General features: G+C 71.7%; 14 protein-coding genes and 1 pseudogene. 1 reads left to right on the top strand and 14 read right to left on the bottom strand.

Annotated features, from left to right (window positions below; all coding sequences use genetic code 11):
* Window positions 1-2: 2 nt before the first annotated feature.
* The 6 genes from nrdR to NS354_RS03910 form a co-directional block, all read right to left on the bottom strand.
* A complete protein-coding gene (nrdR, locus tag NS354_RS03885; RefSeq protein ID WP_058593293.1) occupies window positions 3-497 on the bottom strand; it encodes a transcriptional regulator NrdR in 495 nt (164 codons plus the stop codon).
* Window positions 497-1,816, bottom strand: coding sequence for a histidinol dehydrogenase (gene hisD / locus NS354_RS03890; RefSeq protein ID WP_058593294.1), 1,320 nt, complete (start codon window positions 1,814-1,816; stop codon window positions 497-499). Before hisD ends, nrdR begins: the two co-directional genes overlap by 1 nt.
* A gap of 76 nt (window positions 1,817-1,892) precedes the next feature.
* Window positions 1,893-3,440: a DUF7059 domain-containing protein gene (locus NS354_RS03895; RefSeq protein WP_058593295.1), complete on the bottom strand. Its 1,548-nt coding sequence runs from the start codon at window positions 3,438-3,440 to the stop codon at window positions 1,893-1,895.
* A gap of 53 nt (window positions 3,441-3,493) precedes the next feature.
* Window positions 3,494-4,945, bottom strand: coding sequence for a glutamate synthase subunit beta (locus NS354_RS03900; protein ID WP_058593296.1), 1,452 nt, complete (start codon window positions 4,943-4,945; stop codon window positions 3,494-3,496).
* Window positions 4,938-9,590: a glutamate synthase large subunit gene (gltB, locus tag NS354_RS03905; RefSeq protein WP_058593297.1), complete on the bottom strand. Its 4,653-nt coding sequence runs from the start codon at window positions 9,588-9,590 to the stop codon at window positions 4,938-4,940. Before gltB ends, NS354_RS03900 begins: the two co-directional genes overlap by 8 nt.
* Before the next feature lie 351 nt (window positions 9,591-9,941).
* Window positions 9,942-10,709, bottom strand: a complete 768-nt coding sequence (locus NS354_RS03910; RefSeq protein WP_058593298.1) for an SDR family oxidoreductase — start codon at window positions 10,707-10,709, stop codon at window positions 9,942-9,944.
* Between the two features lie 159 nt (window positions 10,710-10,868).
* Here NS354_RS03910 and NS354_RS03915 point away from each other — a divergent pair, with 159 nt between their 5' ends.
* Complete coding sequence (locus tag NS354_RS03915) at window positions 10,869-11,225, top strand: RNA polymerase-binding protein RbpA (protein WP_058593299.1); 357 nt, start codon at window positions 10,869-10,871, stop codon at window positions 11,223-11,225.
* A 7-nt stretch (window positions 11,226-11,232) separates the two neighbouring features.
* Here NS354_RS03915 and lnt read toward each other — a convergent pair whose 3' ends face one another.
* The 8 genes and pseudogenes from lnt to NS354_RS13785 form a co-directional block, all read right to left on the bottom strand.
* Window positions 11,233-12,915 carry an apolipoprotein N-acyltransferase gene (gene lnt, locus NS354_RS03920; protein WP_241490328.1) on the bottom strand — a complete coding sequence of 561 codons (1,683 nt, stop codon included), beginning with the start codon at window positions 12,913-12,915 and terminating at the stop codon, window positions 11,233-11,235.
* Between the two features lie 8 nt (window positions 12,916-12,923).
* Window positions 12,924-15,224 carry a DEAD/DEAH box helicase gene (locus NS354_RS03925; RefSeq protein WP_058593300.1) on the bottom strand — a complete coding sequence of 767 codons (2,301 nt, stop codon included), beginning with the start codon at window positions 15,222-15,224 and terminating at the stop codon, window positions 12,924-12,926.
* Window positions 15,221-16,030, bottom strand: coding sequence for a twin-arginine translocase subunit TatC (gene tatC, locus NS354_RS03930; RefSeq protein WP_241490329.1), 810 nt, complete (start codon window positions 16,028-16,030; stop codon window positions 15,221-15,223). The genes NS354_RS03925 and tatC overlap by 4 nt, the downstream gene beginning before the upstream one ends.
* A gap of 77 nt (window positions 16,031-16,107) precedes the next feature.
* The gene (locus tag NS354_RS03935) at window positions 16,108-17,097 is read right to left on the bottom strand and encodes a helix-turn-helix transcriptional regulator (RefSeq protein WP_058593302.1); all 990 of its coding nucleotides are present in this window, start codon (window positions 17,095-17,097) and stop codon (window positions 16,108-16,110) included.
* Entirely contained in the window at window positions 17,090-18,217 is a 1,128-nt protein-coding gene (locus tag NS354_RS03940; RefSeq protein WP_058593303.1) for a helix-turn-helix transcriptional regulator, read from the bottom strand. Before NS354_RS03940 ends, NS354_RS03935 begins: the two co-directional genes overlap by 8 nt.
* Window positions 18,218-18,225: 8 nt before the next feature.
* A complete protein-coding gene (locus NS354_RS03945) occupies window positions 18,226-19,152 on the bottom strand; it encodes a hypothetical protein (RefSeq protein WP_058593388.1) in 927 nt (308 codons plus the stop codon).
* Window positions 19,153-19,268: 116 nt separating this feature from the next.
* Window positions 19,269-20,348, bottom strand: coding sequence for a tRNA (adenine-N1)-methyltransferase (locus NS354_RS13780; RefSeq protein WP_058593389.1), 1,080 nt, complete (start codon window positions 20,346-20,348; stop codon window positions 19,269-19,271).
* 189 nt (window positions 20,349-20,537) lie between these two features.
* A pseudogene (locus tag NS354_RS13785) lies at window positions 20,538-21,107 on the bottom strand (HAD family hydrolase); the annotation flags it as partial.
* Window positions 21,108-21,141 lie beyond the last annotated feature (34 nt).

Below are 21,141 nucleotides of genomic sequence, written 5' to 3' on the forward strand. Positions count from 1 at the left end.
GGTCACTCCCCCTGCTCGGTGTCTCGGCGCGCGCCTCGGGCGGCGGGCTCGTTCGGGTGCGCGCGGAGCTCCTCGATCGCGGAGTCGAAGTCGGCGAGGGATTCGAAAGCCTGGTAGACGCTCGCGAAGCGCAGGTACGCGACCTCGTCGAGCTTGCGGAGGTGGGGCAGGATCGCCAGCCCGATCTCGTTCGCGTCGAACTGGGCGATGCCGCTGGACCGCACGGACTCCTCGACCTGCTGGGCGAGCACCGCGAGGTCGGCTTCGGTGACCGGCCGCCCCTGGCACGCCTTGCGCACGCCGCTCATGACCTTCTCGCGGCTGAACGGCTCGACGACGCCGGAGCGCTTGATCACGGTGAGGCTGGCCGTCTCAGTGGTCGTGAATCTGCGTCCGCACTCGGGGCACTGGCGGCGGCGGCGGATGGACAGGCCGTCATCGGCCGTTCGCGAGTCGATGACGCGCGAGTCGGGGTGCCTGCAGAACGGGCAGTGCATCAGAGGCCCTCCTTCCCGGCTTCGAAGCGCGCGGTCACGGCATCGGCGTGCGCGGGCAGGCCCTCGGCTTCGGCGAGGGCTCGGAGCGGTCGCTCCAGCTCGCGCAGCGCGTCGCGCTCGTATCGGATGATCTGCTGGGGCCTGAGGAAGGTGTGGGCGCCGAGTCCGGAGGCGAAGCGCGCCGTGCCGCCCGTGGGCAGCACGTGGTTGGAGCCCGCGAGATAGTCGCCGAGGCTCACCGGCGTGTAGCCCCCGAGGAAGATCGCACCGGCATCGGTGATGTCGCGGAGCACCCCCTCGTCATCGCGCGTCTGGATCTCGAGATGCTCGGGGCCGTAGGCGTTGCTCACGAGCGCGGCAGTGCGCAGATCGTCGACCAGCACGATCGCGGACTGCGGACCGGAGAGCGCCTCAGCCACGCGCTCGGCGTGCCGGGTCGACGCGGCGCGGGACGCCACCTCCTGCTCCACGCGCAGCGCGAACTCCTCCGAATCGGTCACGAGCACCGATGCCGCCGCCTCGTCGTGCTCGGCCTGGCTGATGAGGTCGGCGGCGACGAACGCCGGGTGCGCCGATCCGTCGGCGATGACGAGGATCTCGGTCGTGCCGGCCTCCGAGTCGATGCCCACGAGCCCCGACACCACGCGCTTCGCGGCCGCGACGAAGACGTTCCCGGGGCCGGTCACCACGTCGACGGCCTCCAGCCCGATCTCGGGCACTCCATGGGCGAAGGCGGCGATCGCACCCGCGCCGCCGATGGCGTACACCTCGGTGATGCCGCAGAGCGCCGCGGCCCAGAGCACGGCTGGATGCGGCAGGCCTGCGTTGTCTGCCTGCGCCGGTGAGGCGAGTGCCAGGGCCGGCACACCAGCGGTCTGAGCGGCGACCGCGTTCATCACCACGGACGACGGGTAGGCGGCCTTGCCTCCCGGGGCGTACAGGCCGACCCGGCCCACCGGCTGCCAGCGCTGGCGGATCACCGCGCCGTCGGTGAGGTGCGTGACCCGTTCCTCGGGCACCTGCGCGGCGGAGCCCTGCCGCAGCCGTGCGATGAGCGCGCGGAGCGCGGCCTCGACCTCGGGAGGGCAGGTCTCCAGCGCCGCGGCGATGCTCTCGGCGGGCACGCGCAGCCGGTGTCCCGTGACTCCGTCGAAGTCGCGGGCCTGGTCGCGGAGGGCCGCTTCGCCGCGCTCCGCCACGTCGGCGACGAGCGGGCGCACCCGCTCGACGGCGACTTCGGCGCTCACAGCGGCGCGCGGAACCAGTTTGAGCAGTGCATCCCGGGAGAGCGCACGGCCCCGGAGATCGATCGTTCGCATCACCTCACCAGTCTACTGAGGCGTCCCCGGACCTCGTGACCGACGGCGGCAAGGGCTGCGGCGCGCCCGGCCGCGATCAGGACGCGGGCGCGAGCATGCCGAACCACACGAGTTCGCGCACGCTCGTCACCAGCGCCTCCCGGGCGGCGGCTGCATCGACCTCCAGCAGCGTCGCGAGGGCGTCGGCGATCTGCGCGAGCGCGAGCTCCCCGTCGCAGGCTCCGAGCGCGCCGGCGAGCAGCGTGTCCGCCGCGACCCGCCGTGCGATGGGACGCGCGGTCTCCAGGCCGATGCGGCGGGGTGCCTCCTCACCCGGGCGGTGCTCGCGCAGCTCCACCACCGCGGAGTCGAGCACCCAGCGCACCCCGAGCACCTCGTCGGCGGTCATGCGCGCGGTGTCGCAGCCGACCGCGAACGCGCGCTGCAGCGCGTCGCCCAACCCGGCCTCCGCGGAGAACGCTCCCGAGGCCGGGTCGAGGTGGACGACGGACTCGGCGCCCCGACCCGCCGTCGTGCGCTGGATCCGCACCGATCCGAGTCCGACCGCGATGATCCGCCGGCGCGCGAAGTCCTCGATCCAGGTCGACAGGAGCCGCTCGAACTCGGCGTCTCCCGGCCGCGCGCCGCCGTCGCGCACCCACGTCTCGGCGTAACTCGCCGGGTCGACGCGGTCGCGCTCGACGACCCAGGCGCGCAGCGGCCCCGTGGCGCTCTCGGCCGAGCGGATCCACTCGGCGACGCGGGCGAGCCCGTTCGCGCCCCACGGCGACTCCCAGTTCGCGAGGCAGAGCAGCGTGCCGCCCGGCGCGAGGCGCTCGGGGCCGGCCTCGATGACGCTCTGCGCCAGCGCGTCGCCCGTGCGCCCGCCATCCCGGTACTCGTAGACGGGACCGTCGCCCGTGCGCGGGGTGATGACGAACGGCGGGTTCGACAGGATGAGGTCGAAGCGATCCTCGGCGACGGGCGCGAACAGATCGCCGATCCGGAAATCGATCCGGTCGTCGACGCCGTTCAGGCGTGCGTTCATGCCGGCGATTTCGAGGGCGCGCTCGGAGATGTCGGTGGCGACGACGCGTTCTGCGACGCGCGTGAGGTGCATGGCCACGATGCCGCAGCCGGTGCCGAGGTCGAGCGCCGATGCGACCGGAGCCGTCGGCGCCTGGGCGAGGAGGGAGCGCGTCGCTCCGCCGACGCCCATGACGTGGCGCTCGAGTGCCGGCCCGCGTCGCAGCTGGTCGTCGAGATCGGAGAGCACCAGCCAGTGCTCGTCCGCGGAGATGCGCACCGGATTGAGCGACAGGGCGGCGCCGAGCATCGCCTCCACCCCGGAGTGCGGTGACGGGACGGTGCGCGCGATGCCGAGCTCCGTCGCCCCGCCCGCCGTCAGCTCGGGGAGCGCGCGGTCGAGCTCGCTCGCCGCGACGCGCTCCCCGAGCAGGAAGCAGCGGACGAGGATCGCGAGCGGTTCGCTCTCCCCTCCCGCGAGGGCCCGAAGCGCCGGTGCGAAGACGCCGCGCTGCCGGGCGGCGTCCGCAGGCGCGCCGAGCAGCGCCTCAACCGATTCGACCGAGTAGGCGGCTGCTGCGAGATCGGCCCGCAGCCGATCCACGAGTTCTGCATGCATCCGCCCAGCGTATCCCCCGCCGCGGGCCGCCCGCTCACCCCGCTGGCGGGTGGCTACGCGAAGGCACGATCATGGGCGGTGACCGGGCTCGGCAGCACGGTGCCCCCGGTCAGATATCGGTCGACCGACGCGGCGACCGCCCGCCCCTCGGCGATGGCCCAGACGATCAGCGACTGCCCGCGACCGGCATCGCCCGCGACGAAGACGCCGGGGAGACCGGTCGCGTAGTCGCGATCCCGTTCGAAGGCCCCTCGCGGAGAGCGCTCGATGCGATGCGCGGGATCCTCGATCTCCTCGGGGCCCGTGAAGCCCATGGCGATCAGCACGAGGTCGGCGGCGAGCAACTGCTCCGTACCGGCCTTCGGAACCCGCCCGGCGTCCGTGTACTCGGTCTCGGCGACGCGGAGCCCGGTCACCTCGCCCCGATCATTCCCCACGAACTCGACGGTCGACGCCAGGAAGCGGCGCTCGCCGCCCTCCTCGTGCGAGCTCGACACCTCGAACAGGGTCGGGTGCACGGGCCAGGGCTGGCCCGCGGTGCGGAACTCCGACGGCTTCTTGCCGATCGCCAGGTTCGTCACGGAGGCCGCGCCTTGACGGTGGGCGGTGCCGATGCAGTCTGCGCCCGTGTCGCCGCCGCCGATGACGATGACGTGCTTGCCCGCGGCGTCGAACGGGGTCGCGGAGAGCGCGCCCGACTGCACCCGGTTCGATGCGCCGAGGTAGGTCATGGCGGGGAGGATCCCCGCGAACTCGCGGCCGGGGAGGGTCAGCTCGCGCGCAACCGTCGCGCCTGTCGCGACGACTACCGCGTCGTAGCGACGGCGCAGCTCGCTCCACGTCATGTCGCGCCCGATCTCGACCCCGCATCGGAACCGAGTGCCCTCCGCTTTGAGCTGCTCGATGCGCCGGGCGACGAGGCTCTTCTCGAGCTTGAAATCGGGGATGCCGAACCGGAGCAGCCCTCCGGGCTCCTCGTCCCGCTCGTAGACGGCGACGGTGTGGCCGGCGCGGGTGAGCTGCTGCGCGGCGGCGAGGCCGGCAGGGCCGGATCCGACGACGGCGACCGTCTTACCGGTGAGCCGCGACGGCGGCATCGGCACCACCCACCCGTTCGCGAACGCCTGATCGATGATGCTGTTCTCGATCTGCTTGATGGTGACCGCGGGCTGGTTAATGCCGAGCACGCACGCCGACTCGCACGGCGCGGGGCAGGCTCGGCCCGTGAACTCGGGGAAGTTGTTCGTCGCATGCAGGCGCTCGATCGCCTCGCGCTCCCGCCCCCGGAACATGAGGTCGTTCCACTCCGGGATGAGGTTGCCGAGGGGGCAGCCCTGGTGGCAGAAGGCGACCCCGCAGTCCATGCAGCGCGAGGCCTGCTTGGCGACGAGCTTCGGATCGGCCGGATCGACGACCTCGCGCCAATCCTTGAGCCGCAGGGCGACCGGACGCTTCGGCGCGAGCTCGCGCTCGCGCACCTTCAGGAATCCGCGCGGATCAGCCATGAGTCGCCTCCAGAATCTCGGACCAGACGTGGTCGCCATCGGGGTCGATCCCCTGTTCGCTCGCCCGTTCCCGGATCTCGAGCACTCGTGAGTACCCGCGGGGGATCAGGCGGGTGAACCGCGCGAACGTGCGCTCGGGATCGCGCGCGAAGTCATCGAGCAGTTCCGCGGCCACGCGCGACCCCGTCTGCTCGGCGTGCCGCTTGACGAGGTCGACGATCCGCACTCGCAGCGCAGCGGCCTCGCCGACCGGCACCCCCGCGTCGGCGCCTTGCGCCCCGGCGAGCTGCTGCAGCATCAGGGCGCCCGACGCGAGCTCCGCAGGGTTGACGTGCGCGTGGTCGAGGTCGAGCACGATCGCCTCCCCGCCCGACATGCCGGCGCCGATGTTGCGGCCGGTCGGCCCGAGGATGAGTGCGAAGCCGCCGGTGAAGTACTCCAGTGCGTGATCGCCGGTTCCCTCGACGACGGCGGTCGCTCCGGAGCCGCGCACGAGGAATCGCTCGCCCACGACGCCCGCGATCCACAGCGAGCCGCTGGTCGCGCCGTAGCCGATGACGTTGCCGGCGATCACATTGCCCGATGCGGGGTGCCCCGCGTCGGGGTGCGGCTTGATGACGACCTCGCCGCCCGAGAGACCCTTGCCGACGTAGTCGTTCGCGTCCCCGATGAGTCGCAGGACGATGCCCGCGGGCAGGAACGCTCCGAGCGACTGCCCCGCGGATCCGGTGAGGGTGACGTCGATGGTCTCGGGGGCGAGCCCGTCGGCGCCGAACCGCTCCGTGACCGCGTGCCCGAGCATGGTGCCGACCGCGCGATCGATGTTGCGGATCGGCAGATCGATGACCACGGGGTCGCGCCGCTCGATCGCGTCGGAGGCCATGCGGATCAGCTCGCCGTCGAAGTGGGCGTCGAGCTCGTGATCCTGCGCCCGCCCGTGGCGGCGCGGCTCCCCCTCGGCGAAGACCGGCCCCCGCAGGACGGGGGTCAGGTCGAGCCCCGAGGCCTTCCAGTGGGCGATCGCATCGTCCACGTCGAGCGAGGAGGTGTCGCCCACCGCCTCGTCGATCGATCGGAACCCGAGAGAGGCGAGGATCTCCCGAACCTCCTCGGCGATGAAGCGGAAGAAGTTGACGACGTGGTCCGCCTGGCCCGTGTAGCGCGAGCGCAGATCGGGGTTCTGCGTCGCGACGCCCACCGGGCAGGTGTCCAGATGGCACACGCGCATCATGATGCAGCCGGACACGACGAGCGGGGCGGTGGCGAACCCGAACTCCTCGGCTCCGAGCAGCGCCGCGATGACGACGTCGCGGCCGGTCTTCAGCTGCCCGTCCGCCTGGAGCACGACCCGCTCGCGCAGCCCGTTCAGCATCAGCGTCTGCTGGGCCTCGGCCAGGCCGAGCTCCCACGGGGATCCGGCGTGCTTCAGCGAGTTCATCGGACTGGCGCCGGTGCCGCCATCGTGCCCGGAGATGAGGATCACGTCGGACAGCGCCTTCGCCACGCCCGCCGCGACGGGGCCGATGCCGCTCTGCGCGACCAGCTTGGTGCTGATGCGCGCCGACGGGTTCGCCCGCTTCAGGTCGAAGATGAGCTGCTTCAGATCCTCGATCGAGTAGATGTCGTGGTGCGGGGGCGGAGAGATCAGACCGACTCCGGGAGTGGCGTGCCGCGTGCGCGCGATCCACGGATACATCTTCGTGGGGGGAAGCTGGCCGCCTTCACCGGGCTTCGCGCCCTGGGCGAGTTTGATCTGGATCTCGTCGGCGTGCGTGAGGTACATCGAGGTGACGCCGAACCGCCCCGAAGCGACCTGCTTGATGGCGCTGCGGCGCTCCGGGTCGAGCAGGCGATCCTCGGATTCGCCGCCCTCGCCCGTGTTCGACTTCGCGCCGAGGCGGTTCATGGCGATCGCGAGCGTCTGGTGCGCCTCCGGCGAGATCGACCCGTAGCTCATCGCGCCCGTCGAGAACCGCTTCACGATCTCCCCCACCGACTCGACCTCGTCGAGCGGCACGGGCTTGCGCTGCGGCGAGAAGCGGAACAGGCCGCGCAGCGTCATCAGCCGCTCCTGCTGCGCGTTCACGCGCTCCGTGTACGCCGAGAAGATGTCGCGCCGACCGGTGCGGGTCGCGTGCTGCAGACGGTAGATGGTCTCGGGATCGAAGAGGTGCGGCTCCTCTCCGCGGCGCCACCGGTACTCGCCGCCGGTCTCGAGCGTGCGGTGCGCGACCGCCGCCGGATCGTCGGGGTACGCCGCACGATGCCTCGCGGCGACCTCGGCGGCGATGACGTCGAGGCCGACGCCCCCGAGCCGAGATGTGGTCCCGGTGAAGTACCGGTCGACGAGTTGCTGCGCGAGCCCGATCGCCTCGAAGGTCTGGGCGCCGCAGTAGGAGGCGACGGTCGAGATGCCCATCTTGCTCATCACCTTGAGCATGCCCTTGCCCAGCGCCTTGATGAGCCCGGCGACCGCACCCTCCTCGGTGATGCCGGGGATCGAGCCGTCGCGCACCAGCAGCCCGACGGTCTCCATCGCCAGATACGGGTTCACGGCGGCGGCGCCGTATCCGATCAGGGCCGCGACGTGATGCACCTCGCGCACGTCGCCGGCCTCGGCGACCAGTGCGACGCGCATGCGCAGGCCCTCGCGGATCAGATGGTGGTGCACTGCCGAGACCGCGAGCAGCGACGGTACGGGGGCGAGATCCTTGTTCGAGTCGCGATCGGAGAGGATCAGGAACTCGGCGCCCGCCTCGATCGCCGCGCTCGCCTCGATGCAGAGCGATTCGAGTCGCTCGGCGAGACCACGCGCGCCCGAGTCGACCTGGTAGAGCCCGCGCAGGGTCACGGCCCGCTCGCGCAGCGGGTCGTCGCCGAAGTGCTGGATGCGGGCGAGCGCATCATTGTCGATCACGGGGAAGTCGAGGATCACCTGGCGCGCGTGCTCCGCGGACTGCGTCAGGAGGTTCTCCTGCGGCCCCATGCCGGCGCGCAGGCTCGTCACGAGCTCCTCCCGCAGCGCGTCGAGCGGAGGATTCGTCACCTGGGCGAACTGCTGCACGAAGTAGTCGAAGACGAGGCGCGGCCGCTCGGAGAGCGCCGCGATCGGCGTGTCCGTGCCCATCGCGGCGAGCGGTTCGGCGCCGTCGCGCGCCATGGGGGTGAGGAGCACGCGCAGCTCCTCATCCGTGTAGCCGAAGGTGCGCTGACGGCGCTCGATGGAGGCGGGGGGATGCACGAGGTGCTCGCGCTCGGGCTGCTCGGAGAGCCTGATGCGCCCCTCGGCCAGCCACTCCCCCCAGGGCGCGGCCGCGGCGAGCTCGGACTTCACCGTCTCGTCATCGCGGATCGCCCCCGTGGAGAGGTCCACGGCGAGCATGCGCCCGGGCTGCAGGCGACCGCGGCTCACCACCCGCTCGGGCGCGATGTCGAGCACGCCGGTCTCGCTCGCGATGACGAGCATGCCGTCAGCGGTGACGAGGTACCGGCCCGGGCGCAGGCCGTTGCGGTCGAGGAGCGCCACGAGTTCGCGCCCGTCGGTCGCGATCATCGCCGCAGGCCCGTCCCAGGGCTCCATGATCAGGGAGTGGTACTCGAGGAAGTCGACGAGCGCCGCCGACATGCCCGGCTCCGATTCCCAGGCCTCGGGCACCATCATCGCGAGCGCGTGGGGCAGCGTGCGACCCGCCATGACCAGCAGTTCGAGCACCTCGTCGAAGCTCGCCGAGTCGCTGCCGCCCGGCGTGCAGATCGGGAGGAGCGGCTCGATGTCGCCGAGCTGCTCGGATGCGAGCTGCGCCTCGCGCGCCCGCATCCAGTTGCGGTTGCCGCGCACCGTGTTGATCTCCCCGTTGTGCGCGACCAGGCGCAGCGGCTGCGCGAGATGCCAGGAGGGGAACGTGTTGGTGGAGTAGCGGGAGTGGACGATCGCGAAGCGGCTCGTGAAGCGCGAGTCGCTCAGCTCGAGATAGAACCCGGGCAGCTGCAGCGTCGTGACCATCCCCTTGTAGACGATGGTGCGGGAGCTGAGTGACGGGAGGTAGCTGCCCGTCTCGTGCTGCACGCGCTTGCGGACGCGGAAGGCGCGCCGCTCGAGCTGCTCCGAGGAGAGCTTCAGGCCGGCCGCCGGCTCGAGCACCAGCTGCTCGATCTCGGGACTCGCGGCTCGGGCGCTCTCTCCGAGCACCTCGGGCCGCACGGCGACGGGGCGCCACGCGAGCACCGAGAGGCCCTCCTCCGCCGCGATTGCGGAGATGCGGTACCGCGTCGCGCGACGCTCGGTCGATGCGCGGGGCAGGAAGACGAGACCGGCGGCGTACCCGCCCGGCTCGGGCAGACGCAGGTTCGGGTCGAGGCGCGCGAGCTCTTCTCGGATCAGCGCGTCGGGAATGTCGCTGAGGATCCCGGCGCCGTCGCCGGTGCCCGCGTCGGATCCGACAGCGCCGCGGTGCTCGAGGTGCTCGAGCGCCTCGAGTGCCATCTGGATGATGCCGTGGCTCGCCTCGCCGGTCAGCGCGACGACGGATGCGAGCCCGCAGGCGTCTCGCTCATCGGCGGGGTCGTAGAGCCCGACCGGGCCGGGAAGGAGCGAACCCGGCACGGTCGTGCGCGCCGGAGGGACATGCGGTGAGCGCTGCGGCATCGACGTCCTCTCGATCTGGGGACGACGTCGGTCCCGGTGCGGATCCGCCCTGCGCGTCGCGGATCCCGGGGGTCGCGCCGGCGAGCGGTGACTGAGCTCCGAATGTAGCACTCCGTTTCTTCGGTGAAACGCGGAGGTGAACGCACGTTGTGATCGGGATTCGGAATCGTGCCGCCAAAAGCCGAATATTCGTCGGATTTCCTTGACTTCTTCCGCACACGACTTCGGCAGGAAACACTCTCGAAACAATCGGATGCCGCATACGCCCCCGGGGGCGGCGCACGCGGTGTTCGATATTCGAAAAACGACCCTGGGGCCGTTCAGATATCGAACACCGCGCGAGCGGAAGAATCACCCCTCGGGAGCGAAACCGCTCGTGTCTCCCACCAGTCGCGTGTGGTCCTCCGGCACCGGATCCACGGCGGCGCGCGCCACCTCGGCCGCGAACTCCGCGACGTTGTACAGTCGGCCCGCCTCCTCACGGCGCGCCTCGATCGCGCCCGGATTCAGCCGGTTGAGCAGGGTCGCCGTCACCGTGCCCTCAATCATGTCGCCCGACACCACGGTGAACCCGATCCCCCGCGCCTCGAGATCGGGCACGAGCTCGCGCAGCGCATCCTCACCGGCCCGCTTCGACTGCGCCACGGGCACGTACTCCGGCATCGTCGGGGTCGTACGGATGAAGTGCGCCTGATGACTCGTCACGAACACCACGCGCGACCCCTCGCCCATGAGCGGCAGCGCCGCCTGCAGCACCGACAACTGCGCATCGCGGTTGAGACGCAGTGCGTAATCCTCGCCCATGTCGCTCTCCATGCCGCCCGAAGCGTTCAGCACGAGAATGTCAAGCCCCCCGAACTCCTCGCGCACCGAGTCCATCATCCGCTGCACGGATTCGGGGTCCGTCAGGTCGGCGCCCTGCACGAGCGCGCGCACGCCGAGATCGCGGAACTCCGCGGCGAGCTTCTCGGCACGCGGCGCCTTGTTGCGGAAGTTGACGACCACGTCCGCGCCCGCCTGCGCGAAATAGCGCGCCGTATCCGCGCCGACCCCGCGGGACGATCCCGTGACGAGCGCGCGGCGGCCGGCGAGGCTGCCGGGTTCGAGAATCTGGGTCACATGTACTCCTCAATCGTGGTGATTACCGTCGCTCCAGGGTACTGGACGGCCAGCGGATGCCCAGGTCGGGGCTATCGCGCGCGCACCACCGGCGGGTACCCTGCAGGAGGAGGCACGGCGCCCCGGCAGCGTGGGCGTCACACACGAGGGGGTTCCCGCATGGCTGATCGAACACTCCGCGGAACGCGCATCGGCGCGACCAGTCTGCAGGGCGAGGAGGGCGTCGAGCTCTCCCCCCGCCGGCCGGTCGAGTACCTCACCGACCGCGGGCAGCGCTTCACCGTCATGTTCGACGCAGACGCGGAACCGCCCGCCGAGTGGGTGGATCAGAAGAGCGGCGAGGTCGGGTTTCTCGACGACGAGGCGGGCCGCGCTGCGCGAGCCGAGTTCGAGGAGAAGGAGTCGTCGCAGCGCACGCCCTGGGACATGCTGATCGAGCGCCGCAGTCGCGAAGAGCTCGAAGAGCTGCTGGAGGAGCGGCTCCGCCTGCTGCGCTCCCGACGAGGCTCCGCCTAGCTGCGGATCATCGGTGCACGGGGCGCCGCGTACGCACGAGTGCAGTGGCGCCGGCTGCGAGACCGAGCACCCCGATGACCCCGATGAGCGTCGCCCCCGCAGCGCCGAACCGGAGCGCCGGGGTCGCGCCCGAGACGAGCGGCACCTCGGCCACCATCGCATCGCGCGTGAACGGCTCGAGCGCCGCGAGATCCCGCCCGTCCGGCGCGATGATCGCGCTCGTGCCGACCGTCGAGTCGTTGACCACGGCTCTCCCCATCTCCACGGCGCGCGTGCGCGCGATGGCGAGCTGCTGCGCGCTCTCGTCCGTTCTGCCGAAGTCGGCGTTGTTCGTCTGCGCGAAGATCACCTCGGCGCCGTCGCTCGCCAGCTGCACCGCCTGCGGGTCGAAGATGATGTCGAAGCAGATGGCGATGCCCGCGGACACCGCACCCGCCCGCGTCTCGACGTCGAGCGCTGCGGGCCGGGTGCCGGGCGCGTACTCGAGCTGCACGAGGTCGACGAGATCGGGAACGATCGCGTGGAAGAACGGGCGATTGGGCATGTACTCGGCGAAGGGAACGGGATACCGTTTGTCGTAGCGCGCCTCGGTCGGCCCATCCGGTCCCCACACGACCGAGCTGTTGCTGTAGGTGCCGTCGTCGTTCGCGAGGATCGTGCCGACGACGATCGGCGCATCCGCGCGTTCGGCGAGCTTCGCCAACCGCTGATTGCGCAGCAGGTTGTCCGGTGCGCTGAACTCCGCACTGTTCTCGGGCCAGACGATGACGTCGACGGACTCCCCCTCCGCCTCCAAGCGGTCGAGCAGCTCCTCCGTCGCGGCGAAGTGGTCGCGGATCACGCCCCCGGCCTCGCGATCGTCGAAGATCCCCGACTTCGAGTTCCCCTGCACGGCGCCCACGCGCAGCGATCCGGTCTGCTCCAGCGCCGCCGCCGGCACGAGGGCGAGGGCGACGAGGATCGCGAGCGACACGGCCGCACCCGCCAGCGACCGTCGCACCGGCCTACCACGACTCGAGATCCGGCTTCCGGCCCCGCTCGTGTCCCCGCTCCGCTCCGCGCTCTGCGGAGTCAGGGCGAGCGCGACCGGCAGCGCACCGGCGAGGGCGATCACAGCCGAGAGGCCGGCGAAGCCGAGCCAGGAGACGGCCTGCAGGATCGGCCCGTCGGCCTGCGTCGTGGCGAGCCGCCCCCACGCGAACCCGCCGTACGGCACGGCGCCCTGGAGCTGCTCCCGCAGCATCCACAGCGCAGCCACGGTCGCCGCCTGCGCCACCGCCCGCAGCACCGAGCGTCCCCCCGGCCACGCCGCCCGCGCGAGCCCGCGGGTGGCGACGGCGGCCGCGAGACCGAAGAGTCCGAACCACACGATCATCACCGCGCACAGCGCGGCCCACGGAATCGGCCCGAGATACAGGGTGAGCCAGCTGATGTGCGGCATCCAGAATGCGGCGCCCGCAATGGCTCCGAGCGCGAACCCCCAGCGAGCACCCTGGTGCCACACTGCGGCGGCGACGAGTGCGACGGCGGGAAACGCGAGCGGCCACCAGCCCATCGACGGCGTCGCGGCATCGAGCATGAGACCGCCGCCGACCGCCGACGCGACGGCGACGAGCCGGCGCAGACGCGGAGCCCCGGAATCGCCGACGCCGTCGAGCAGCGCGCCCGCGAACCTCCCGGACGTACGCACCGCCCCGCTCACGAGGTGCTCGAGGCCTCGACGATGCCCCGCTTCACCCCGCGCTTCGCCTCGCGGGCGAGACGGGCGAGCTCGCCCAGGCGGTCGGGCTCGACGCCGTCGAGCGCCGAGGTCTCGCACGCCTGCGCCACCTGGTCGAGCAGGTCGATCGTCTGCTTCGCCCAGCGCACGAAGTCGCCCGCGCCGATGCCCGCCATCTCGAGCACCTGCTCGATCGGCCGGCCGGTCGCCCACGCGTACATCGTCATCGCGAGGCCGGCGTGCGGCATCTCGCCGCGGGGCAGGCGCGACCGCTCGGCGAGATCGTCGAGGCGCACCCAGATGTCGAGCACGCGGTCGTGCGCGGAGGCGAACGCCGCTCCCCCGGGCAGACGCGGGTCGCCCTCGTCGTCGCGTCGCGGCTCGTAGCTCAGCACGCAGCACATCACGGCGAGTCCCGCGGCGTCGAGCCCCCGCCAGGCGTCCTCGCGGATGCACTCGGCTACGAGCAGGTCGCGGTCGCCGTAGATGCGGCGGAGCAGGTTGCCCCACGAGGTCACCCTCGGATCCTGGGCACCGTCGGATTCCAGATAGCCGAGCTCGAGCAGCTGCTCCACGACGCGGTCGAAGGTGCGCGCGATCGTGCCCGTGCGCGACGCGATCTGGCGCCGACCGCGCTCGACGCGGCGGCGCAGTTTGCGCGCGCGATCCTCCCAGCGCTTGCGATCCGAGCCCTGCGCCCGACGCGCCGCCGCGTCGTACCCCGCCAGCGACTCCTGCTCCGCGCGCAGTTCCCGCGCCTGATCCACGACTGCTCGATCCGCCTGGAACTGCGCGAACGAGAGCTCGAGCATCTCGCGCACATGGGCGCGGTCCATGCGCTGCAGCAGGTTGACCGTCATATTCGCGGTGGGGCGGAAGCTTGAGCGCACGGGGAAGGAGCGCGCGCCGGCGAGATGCGCGAGCGCCTCCAGGTCGACGTCGTCGCCCCACACGACGACCGCGTGGCCCTCGTCGTCGATGCCCCGCCGGCCCGCCCGACCGGTGAGCTGCGTGAACTCACCCGAGGTGAGGGGCACGCGCTGCTCGCCGTTGAACTTGTCCAGCCGCTCGATAACGACGGCTCGCGCGGGCATGTTGATGCCGAGCGCCAACGTCTCCGTCGCGAAGACGAGCTTCACGAGGCGACGCTGGAACAGGCGCTCGACGACCGCCTTGAACGCGGGGAGGAGACCCGCATGGTGCGCCGCGACGCCCCGTTCGAGCCCGGCGAGCCACTCGCGCACGCCGAGCACGCGACGCTCCTCCTCGCTCATCCCGGCAACCTCGGCCCGGGCGATCCGACGAATCTCGTCGCGCTCCTCGCGGCTCGTGAGCGTGATGCCCTCCATGAGGCACTGACGCACCGCCTGGTCGCAGCCGTTGCGGCTGAAGATGAAGACGATCGCCGGCACCAGATCCGTCTCGTCGAGCGCCCGCGCGATGTCCGCGCGCGAGATGCGTCGGGTGCGCCGCACCGGCGGCCGGCCCCGGGAGCGCTCGCCCCGGCCGCGACCGCGATCCTGGCCGCGGTCGCCGTCGCGATCCCGCCACCCGCCGCGCCGGTCGAGCGCGTACAGCTCCGGGTTCACCCGCCCGCCCGTCGCGAGCTCGCCGGCTCGATCGACGTAGAGCGGCAGCAGCGCGCGCGAGGTGAGCACGTGCTGATAGAGCGGAACGGGCCGGTGCTCCGAGAGGATCACGTCGGTGTCGCCGCGCACCGCGTGCATCCAATCGCCGAACTCCTCGGCGTTCGACACCGTCGCCGAGAGCGACACGAGACGCACGGCGGGCGGGAGATGCAGGATGATCTCCTCCCACACCGCACCCCGGAACCGGTCGCCCAGGTAGTGCACCTCGTCGAGCACCACGAACTCGAGATCGTCGAGGGCATCCGACCCCGCGTAGATCATGTTGCGGAGCACCTCGGTCGTCATCACGATGATCGGAGCGTCGGAGCGCAGGTTCACGTCCCCCGTGAGCAGCCCGACCTCATCCTCCCCGTACTCATCGCAGAGCTCGCGGAACTTCTGATTCGACAGAGCCTTGATCGGGGCCGTGTAGAAGATCCGAGCATCCCGCTCGCGGCGCGCGAGATACACCGCGAATTCGGCAACCGTCGTCTTGCCCGAACCCGTGGGCGCGGCGACGAGCACGCTGCGGCCCTCCTCGAGGCGCTCGCACGCGGTGCGCTGGAACCCGTCGAGCGGGTACTCGAGGCGCGCGGAGAACGCGTCGAGCGCGCTGCCGCCGGGCTGATCCGAGTGCGCTGCAGTGCTCATCGACGTCCTCTCGCGGGCCCGGAATCGCCCGTCCCGGATTCATGACCGGCCGTATCGTCGAGATCGTACTCGGCGAGCTCGGTCGCGCGCCGCTTGTCGACGCGGCGATCGTGGAGAATCGCGACGCCCGCCGCCGCGAAGTACAGCACGACGATGGGGGCGGCGAGCAGGAACATGCTCATCAGGTCGGCGGCCGGGGTGGCGATCGCCGCGAACAGCACGATGACGAGGATCGCGACCCGCCAGCTCCGAATGATCGACGCGCCGCGGAGCACGCCGATGAAGTTGAGCATCACCAGCAGGACGGGCAGCACGAAGCCGACTCCGACGGCGAGGAGCAGCTTGATGGCGAAGTCGAGGTAGTTGCGCGCCGTCAGGTAGAACGCGTCCTCCTCGGGCTGGAAACTCGCCATGAGGCGCACGATGTTCGGGAGGACGAGCCAGCCCGCGTACGCCCCGCCGAGGAACAGCGGCACGGCCGCGCCGATGAAGCCGATGCCGGTGAGCTTCTCCCGTCGCGTCAGACCCGGTGCGAGGAACGCCCACACCTGGTACAGCCACACCGGAGAGGCGATGAGCACCGCAATGAAGAGCGCGATCTGCACCTTCGTGTCGAAGCCGCTCGAGATGTCGCCGTACGAGATGATCGCGTCGCGTCCCTGCATCTCGAGGTCGTTGATCGGCTTGCGGAGCACCTCCCACACCCAGGTCGACAGGAACCAGCCCGCCACGAGGGCGACCACGATCGCCGCAGCCGAGATCAGGAGCCGCTTGCGGAACTCGACGAGGTGCTCTCCGAGGCTCATGCGCCCTTCGGAATTGCGCCGCTTCCGACCCCGCTCTGCCATTCGATCAGTGTATCCCAGCGGCCTCGACGTCCGCTTCAGGCGCCGTACGCCGAGAGCGCTCGATCCGTCCACTCGCGGACGGCCGCTCGTGCGGATTCCGGCGACTCGATCTCGACGTCGCCCGGGAGCACCTGAACGAGCTGCACCGCGGTGCCCCGGTGCCACGCCTCGATTCGCACGCGGAGCCGCCCGTCGTCCGCCTGCTCAAGCACCTCGGGATCGAAGCCGGCGAGCTGCGCGAGGGCCGTCTCGGATACGCGGGCGATGAGGTGCGTCATGGCGGGAGGCCCCGCATCGGCGGCAGCGCCTCGGGTCGGGCGCGACGCGGGAGCGTCGCCGAGGCGCTCGGAACCCGCCGCGGAGGCCCGGCCCACCGAGATGTCGCGCATCTGATCGACGCGGAACGTGCGGTCCGCAGCGCGATCGAAGCAGTACGCGCGGAGATACCAGGTGCCCGATCCCTGGGTGAGCGAGCGCGGACGAACGGTGCGTCGGGAGTCCGAGCCCGAGGCATCGCGATAGACGAACGCGACCGGGCGATCCGCCTCGATGGCCGCCACGAGCTGCGGCAGGCGCGCATCGCCCGGCCCCTCCGTCACCGACATGGGCGCCGCGGCGCCCGCGCCCAGCGCGGACCCGAGCTTCGCCGCGGTGGCCCGCGCGAGCTCGGCGTCCTCCGGTCCGAGCATCCCCGTGAGCGCCTGCAGACCCGCGATGAGCGCCGCCGTCTCCATCGGGGCGAATCGGGGTGCGTCGTCGACCGCTACCGTCCGCGTCAGACTCACCACATCCTGCTGCTCCAGCGCATCCCAGTCGATGTCGAAGAGATCCTCATGCTGATAGTTCAACGTCTCGCCGGGAACCCCCGCAGTGCCCAGGAATCGGACCAGGCTGCGCACCAGCTCGGGCGGAACCGAGAAGCGCTCGGCGAGCTCGGCGACGGTGGCCGACCCCGCATCGCGCAGGTAGGCGACGAGCGAGAGCAGGAACGTGACGCGTTCGGGGGCGAGGACCTGTTTACGCACGGGCGGCTCCTCCCGGGCCGTCGCCCTCCGCCCCATCAGCGGCCGGGGCGACCGTCGGCGCGACCGCGCCCCCGCGCGTGCGGTGCACGTCGGCGATGCGGCGCAGCCCGGCCACGACCAGGTCGCGCAGCCGCTCCGGCTCGCAGACCGACACGTCGGCCCCGTATCCGATGAGCTCGGTCGCGAAGATGTGCGGATCGAGCACGCCCACCTCGATCTCGCGGTGGTCCTCCGCACCGCAGCGCGCGGTTCCGGGCTCGTCGCTCGCGCGCGACAGGAGCCGCGCCTCCGCGATGCTCCCCCGGCGCACGCACAGGACCGCGCGCCGGTCGCTGCGGAGCCGCTCGAGATCGGCGACCGCATCGTCGATGCGCAGACGCAGCTCCGGGGCGACCTCCTCGGCGAGCTGCTGCACGCGCCCCTCGATGCGGGCGAGGAGGAAGGTGCGTGCGGCATCGCGCTCCAGATCCCACGAGATCAGATGCCAGCGGCCGTCGGCGCGATGCAGACGCAGCGGCGCCACCGTGCGCAGCAGCGGCTCGGAGCGGTCGGGCAGACGGTATGCGAAGCGCACCGTGCGCCCCGCATCGATGGCGCGCTGCAGGGGCGCCGCCGCCGCCTCAGCAGTGCCGAGCCGCGGCGCGATTCCGATCTGCTGCACATCGAGCCCCGCCCCGAGCGCTTCGAGCTTCATGGTGGCGCGCCGCGACTCCGCGCTCAGGCTCCCCTCGCTCCAGGCGAGGGCGGCCAGCCGCAGCAGCATGAGCTCCCGCTCGGAGAACCGCAGGTCGGAGGGGAACTGGAGACGCTCCTTCGAGATGCGGTACCGCGTGAGCTGGTTGTTGCCCGCATCCTGAGGATCGTCGAACGCCTCGATCTGGATCCCGAGAGACCGCAGCTGGTCCTTGTCGCGCTCGAACTGCTTCTCGAGGGCGGGGCTGATGCGTCCATGCCGATACCGGTCGGCGTAGCCGTACACGGACGAGAGCAGCTCCCGCTTCGTCGCGCCGAGCGGACTGACGACGAGGGCGAGCACCAGGCTGAACAGCCGCTGCTCGCTCGGCACGGAGGATCGCGGCGCCTTCGCGGGCGCGTCGGAGGAGGCCGAGCTGCTCGGCACGGCCGGCCTCAGCTGACCCCGAGGATGTCGACGACCACGACGCGGGCGTCGGCGCTGCCCTCGTTCTCGACGATGACCACCTGGGAGCCGACCGGCTTGCCGGTCAGCTCGGCTCGGTACGTCACGCCGGACTGCGCGATGTCGGCCTCGGTGTAGAGCAGCTTGAGACCCGTGTTCCAGGTGTTCTCCTGCTCCATCCCGTCCCAGCCGACGGCGAGCACCTGGGCGATCACGTTGTCGGTGGCCGTGACGTCGTCGCCATCGCCCTCGATGCGCACCGCCGAGGTCGTGCCCTCAGGCGCATCGGTCGGCGGCAGCACGACTCCGACGCGCCCCTCGTCGTCCGTGACCACCGCCGGGAACCCGTTCGGCAAGCCGCGAGCGGGGCCCTCCGCCGAGGTGGGAGCGGTCGAGATCACGTCGACGACGCCGATGAGCGCGCCGGCGTCGGGAGCGCCGAGCTGACCGGCGAGCTGCGCACTCTCCTGCGGTGCGAGCGCGAGCACCACGCGGTCGCCCGGCACGGAGCAGCGCACAGCCTCGCTCAGCGGGTTCGCGGTCTCCTCCGCGACGAGCAGCGGCTGCGGCGGACGCGACGAGTCGGTGAAGCCCTCGCTCTGGAACAGGGTCTCGCCCGTAGCGGCGTCGAAGAAGGCCATGTTGACGCCGACGAGCGACTGCTCCCCCGCCGCGTAGCCGTCGCGGTCGCCGGATTCGACCACGGTGCGCTGCGTGGAGGTGATCTCGACGTTCTCGGGCGCCGAGATCTGCGGCGCCTCGCCGAAGCTCCCCAGCACGGTCGTGCTGTCGCTCAGCGCGCCCGGCTGCAGCGTCGCCGTGCAGTCGGAGGCCTGCGCCTGCTGCGCGCTGCATCCCGTCGCTCCGGCGAGGAGCAGCGCAGCGGCGGCGGTAGCGGGAATGATGCGACGGAGCATGAGCACCTCTCGAGGAAGCCGATGTGAACCCGGCCATCCTATCGAACCGGGGCTGAGCGGGCGCGCACGGCCCACGCGGATGGCGTCGCCCGCTGACCTTCCGCGAGCCGGTCGCGCTACGCGGCGCCGTCCGGCCGTGCGGGGTCCGCGCGCTCCGGGCGCTCCTCCGCCTCGCCCGCCGGGAGCTCACCGCCGCGCTCACGGGCGAACTGCTGCGTCTCGCGCACCTTCTTCCGCAGCACCTTGTCGCTCTTGCTCCGCTCGCCCACCGCCTCGGGCGTCCACACCTCGGCGCTCGCCGGGGCTGCGCCCTCCGGCCCGAGGTCGGGCAGCCAGCTGCCCAGGTCCGCCTCGCTGAAGTCGCTCTTCGACGCCCGGCGCTTCAGCTCGGGGAGCACGGTGCCCGGCGCAAGGCGCCTGGCGGTCACGAGGAAGCCCGTGTGCGCGACCATGCGATGATCGGGGCGCACCGCGAGCCCCTCCACGTGCCAGCCGCGCACCAGCGTCTCCGAGGCCTGGGCGTGGGCGAATCCACCGCTCCGTCGGATCTGCTCCACGGTGCGGGAGAGCTGCGTCACAGTGGCGACGTAGCAGATGAGCACTCCGCCCGGGGCGAGCGCCTCGGCGGCCACGTCGACGCACTCCCAGGGTGCGAGCATGTCGAGCACCACCCGGTCGATGCTGCCCGGCGCGCACACCGTCGGCAGGGTCTCCTGCAGATCGCCGACGGAGAGGGTCCAGTTCTCGGGCACGCTCCCCGAGAAGGCGACCACGTTCGCGGTGGCGATCTCCGCGAACTCGTCGCGGCGTTCGAAGGAGAAGAGCGCTCCGTCGGAGCCGACGCCCCTGAGCAGGTGCAGCGACAGGGCTCCGGATCCGACGCCCGCCTCCACGACGCGAGCGCCCGGGAAGATGTCGGCGAGCGAGAGGATCTGCGCGGCGTCCTTGGGGTACACGATCGCGGCGCCCCGCGGCATCGACATGACGAAGTCGGAGAGCAGGGGCCGGAGCGCGAGGTACTCCTCGCCGCTGCTGTTGACCACGACCGAGGCGTCCGGTCGTCCGACGATCTCCGCGTGCGGGATCACACCGCGGTGGCTGTGGAACTCACCCTCGCGCACGAGGGTGATCGTGTTGAGCCGCCCCTTCGGCCCGGTGAGCTGCACGCGGTCGCCGTACTGGAACGGTCCCCGCACCGCGGGCGCCTCGCCCGCCGCGACCGCCGCGCCGTCGGCGTCCGCGCCGGCGACCGGCTGCGCCGCCTCGCCGCGCAGGGCGGCGTACCGCTCGCTCAGCGCCGCGGCGTCCACCCCGTCGAGCGACGGCCAGATCTCGTGCGCCGGCGCCTCCGCCAGGTCGAGCAGGTTCGGGATGCCGAAGGCGATCGCGCCGGAGGCGTGAGCCGATCGCAGCCCGGTGACCGAGTCCTCGAGCGCGACGCACTCCGCGATGTCGACGCCGAGCAGCTGCGCTCCCCTGAGATACGGGTCGGGATGCGGCTTCTCGTGCGCCACCTCGTCCCCGCCGACCACGCGGGCGAAGAGCCCCTCGGGGAGCAGCGCCACCACGGCGTCCGCGATCTCGCGCACCGCCATGGTCACGAGGGCGCACGGGATGCCGGCGTCGCGCAGCGAGTGCAGCAGCTCGACGGCGCCCGGCCTCCAGAGCGGCGTCGAAGCGGCGAGCCCGGCGATGACGCCCGACTTCCACTCCTCGATGATCTCGTCGACCTCCATCGGCACGCCGAGCTCCCGGAACCGCTGCGCGGCGGCGCGCAGACCCGACCCGATCAGCGAGTTGCGGACCTCCGGGGTCAGTTCGATGCCGTAGCGGCCGAGCATGGCGAGCTCGGACTCGAGCCAGAGCGGCTCCGAATCGATCAGGGTGCCGTCCATGTCCCAGAGCACGGCAGCGGGGCGAGCGTCGGCTGTCCGCTCAGAGAGGAATGCGTTCATCCGAACCAGTGTACTGTTCGACAGCCGATACCCT

The organism is Leucobacter chromiiresistens (assembly GCF_001477055.1).
Taxonomy (GTDB): Bacteria; Actinomycetota; Actinomycetes; order Actinomycetales; family Microbacteriaceae; genus Leucobacter; species Leucobacter chromiiresistens_A.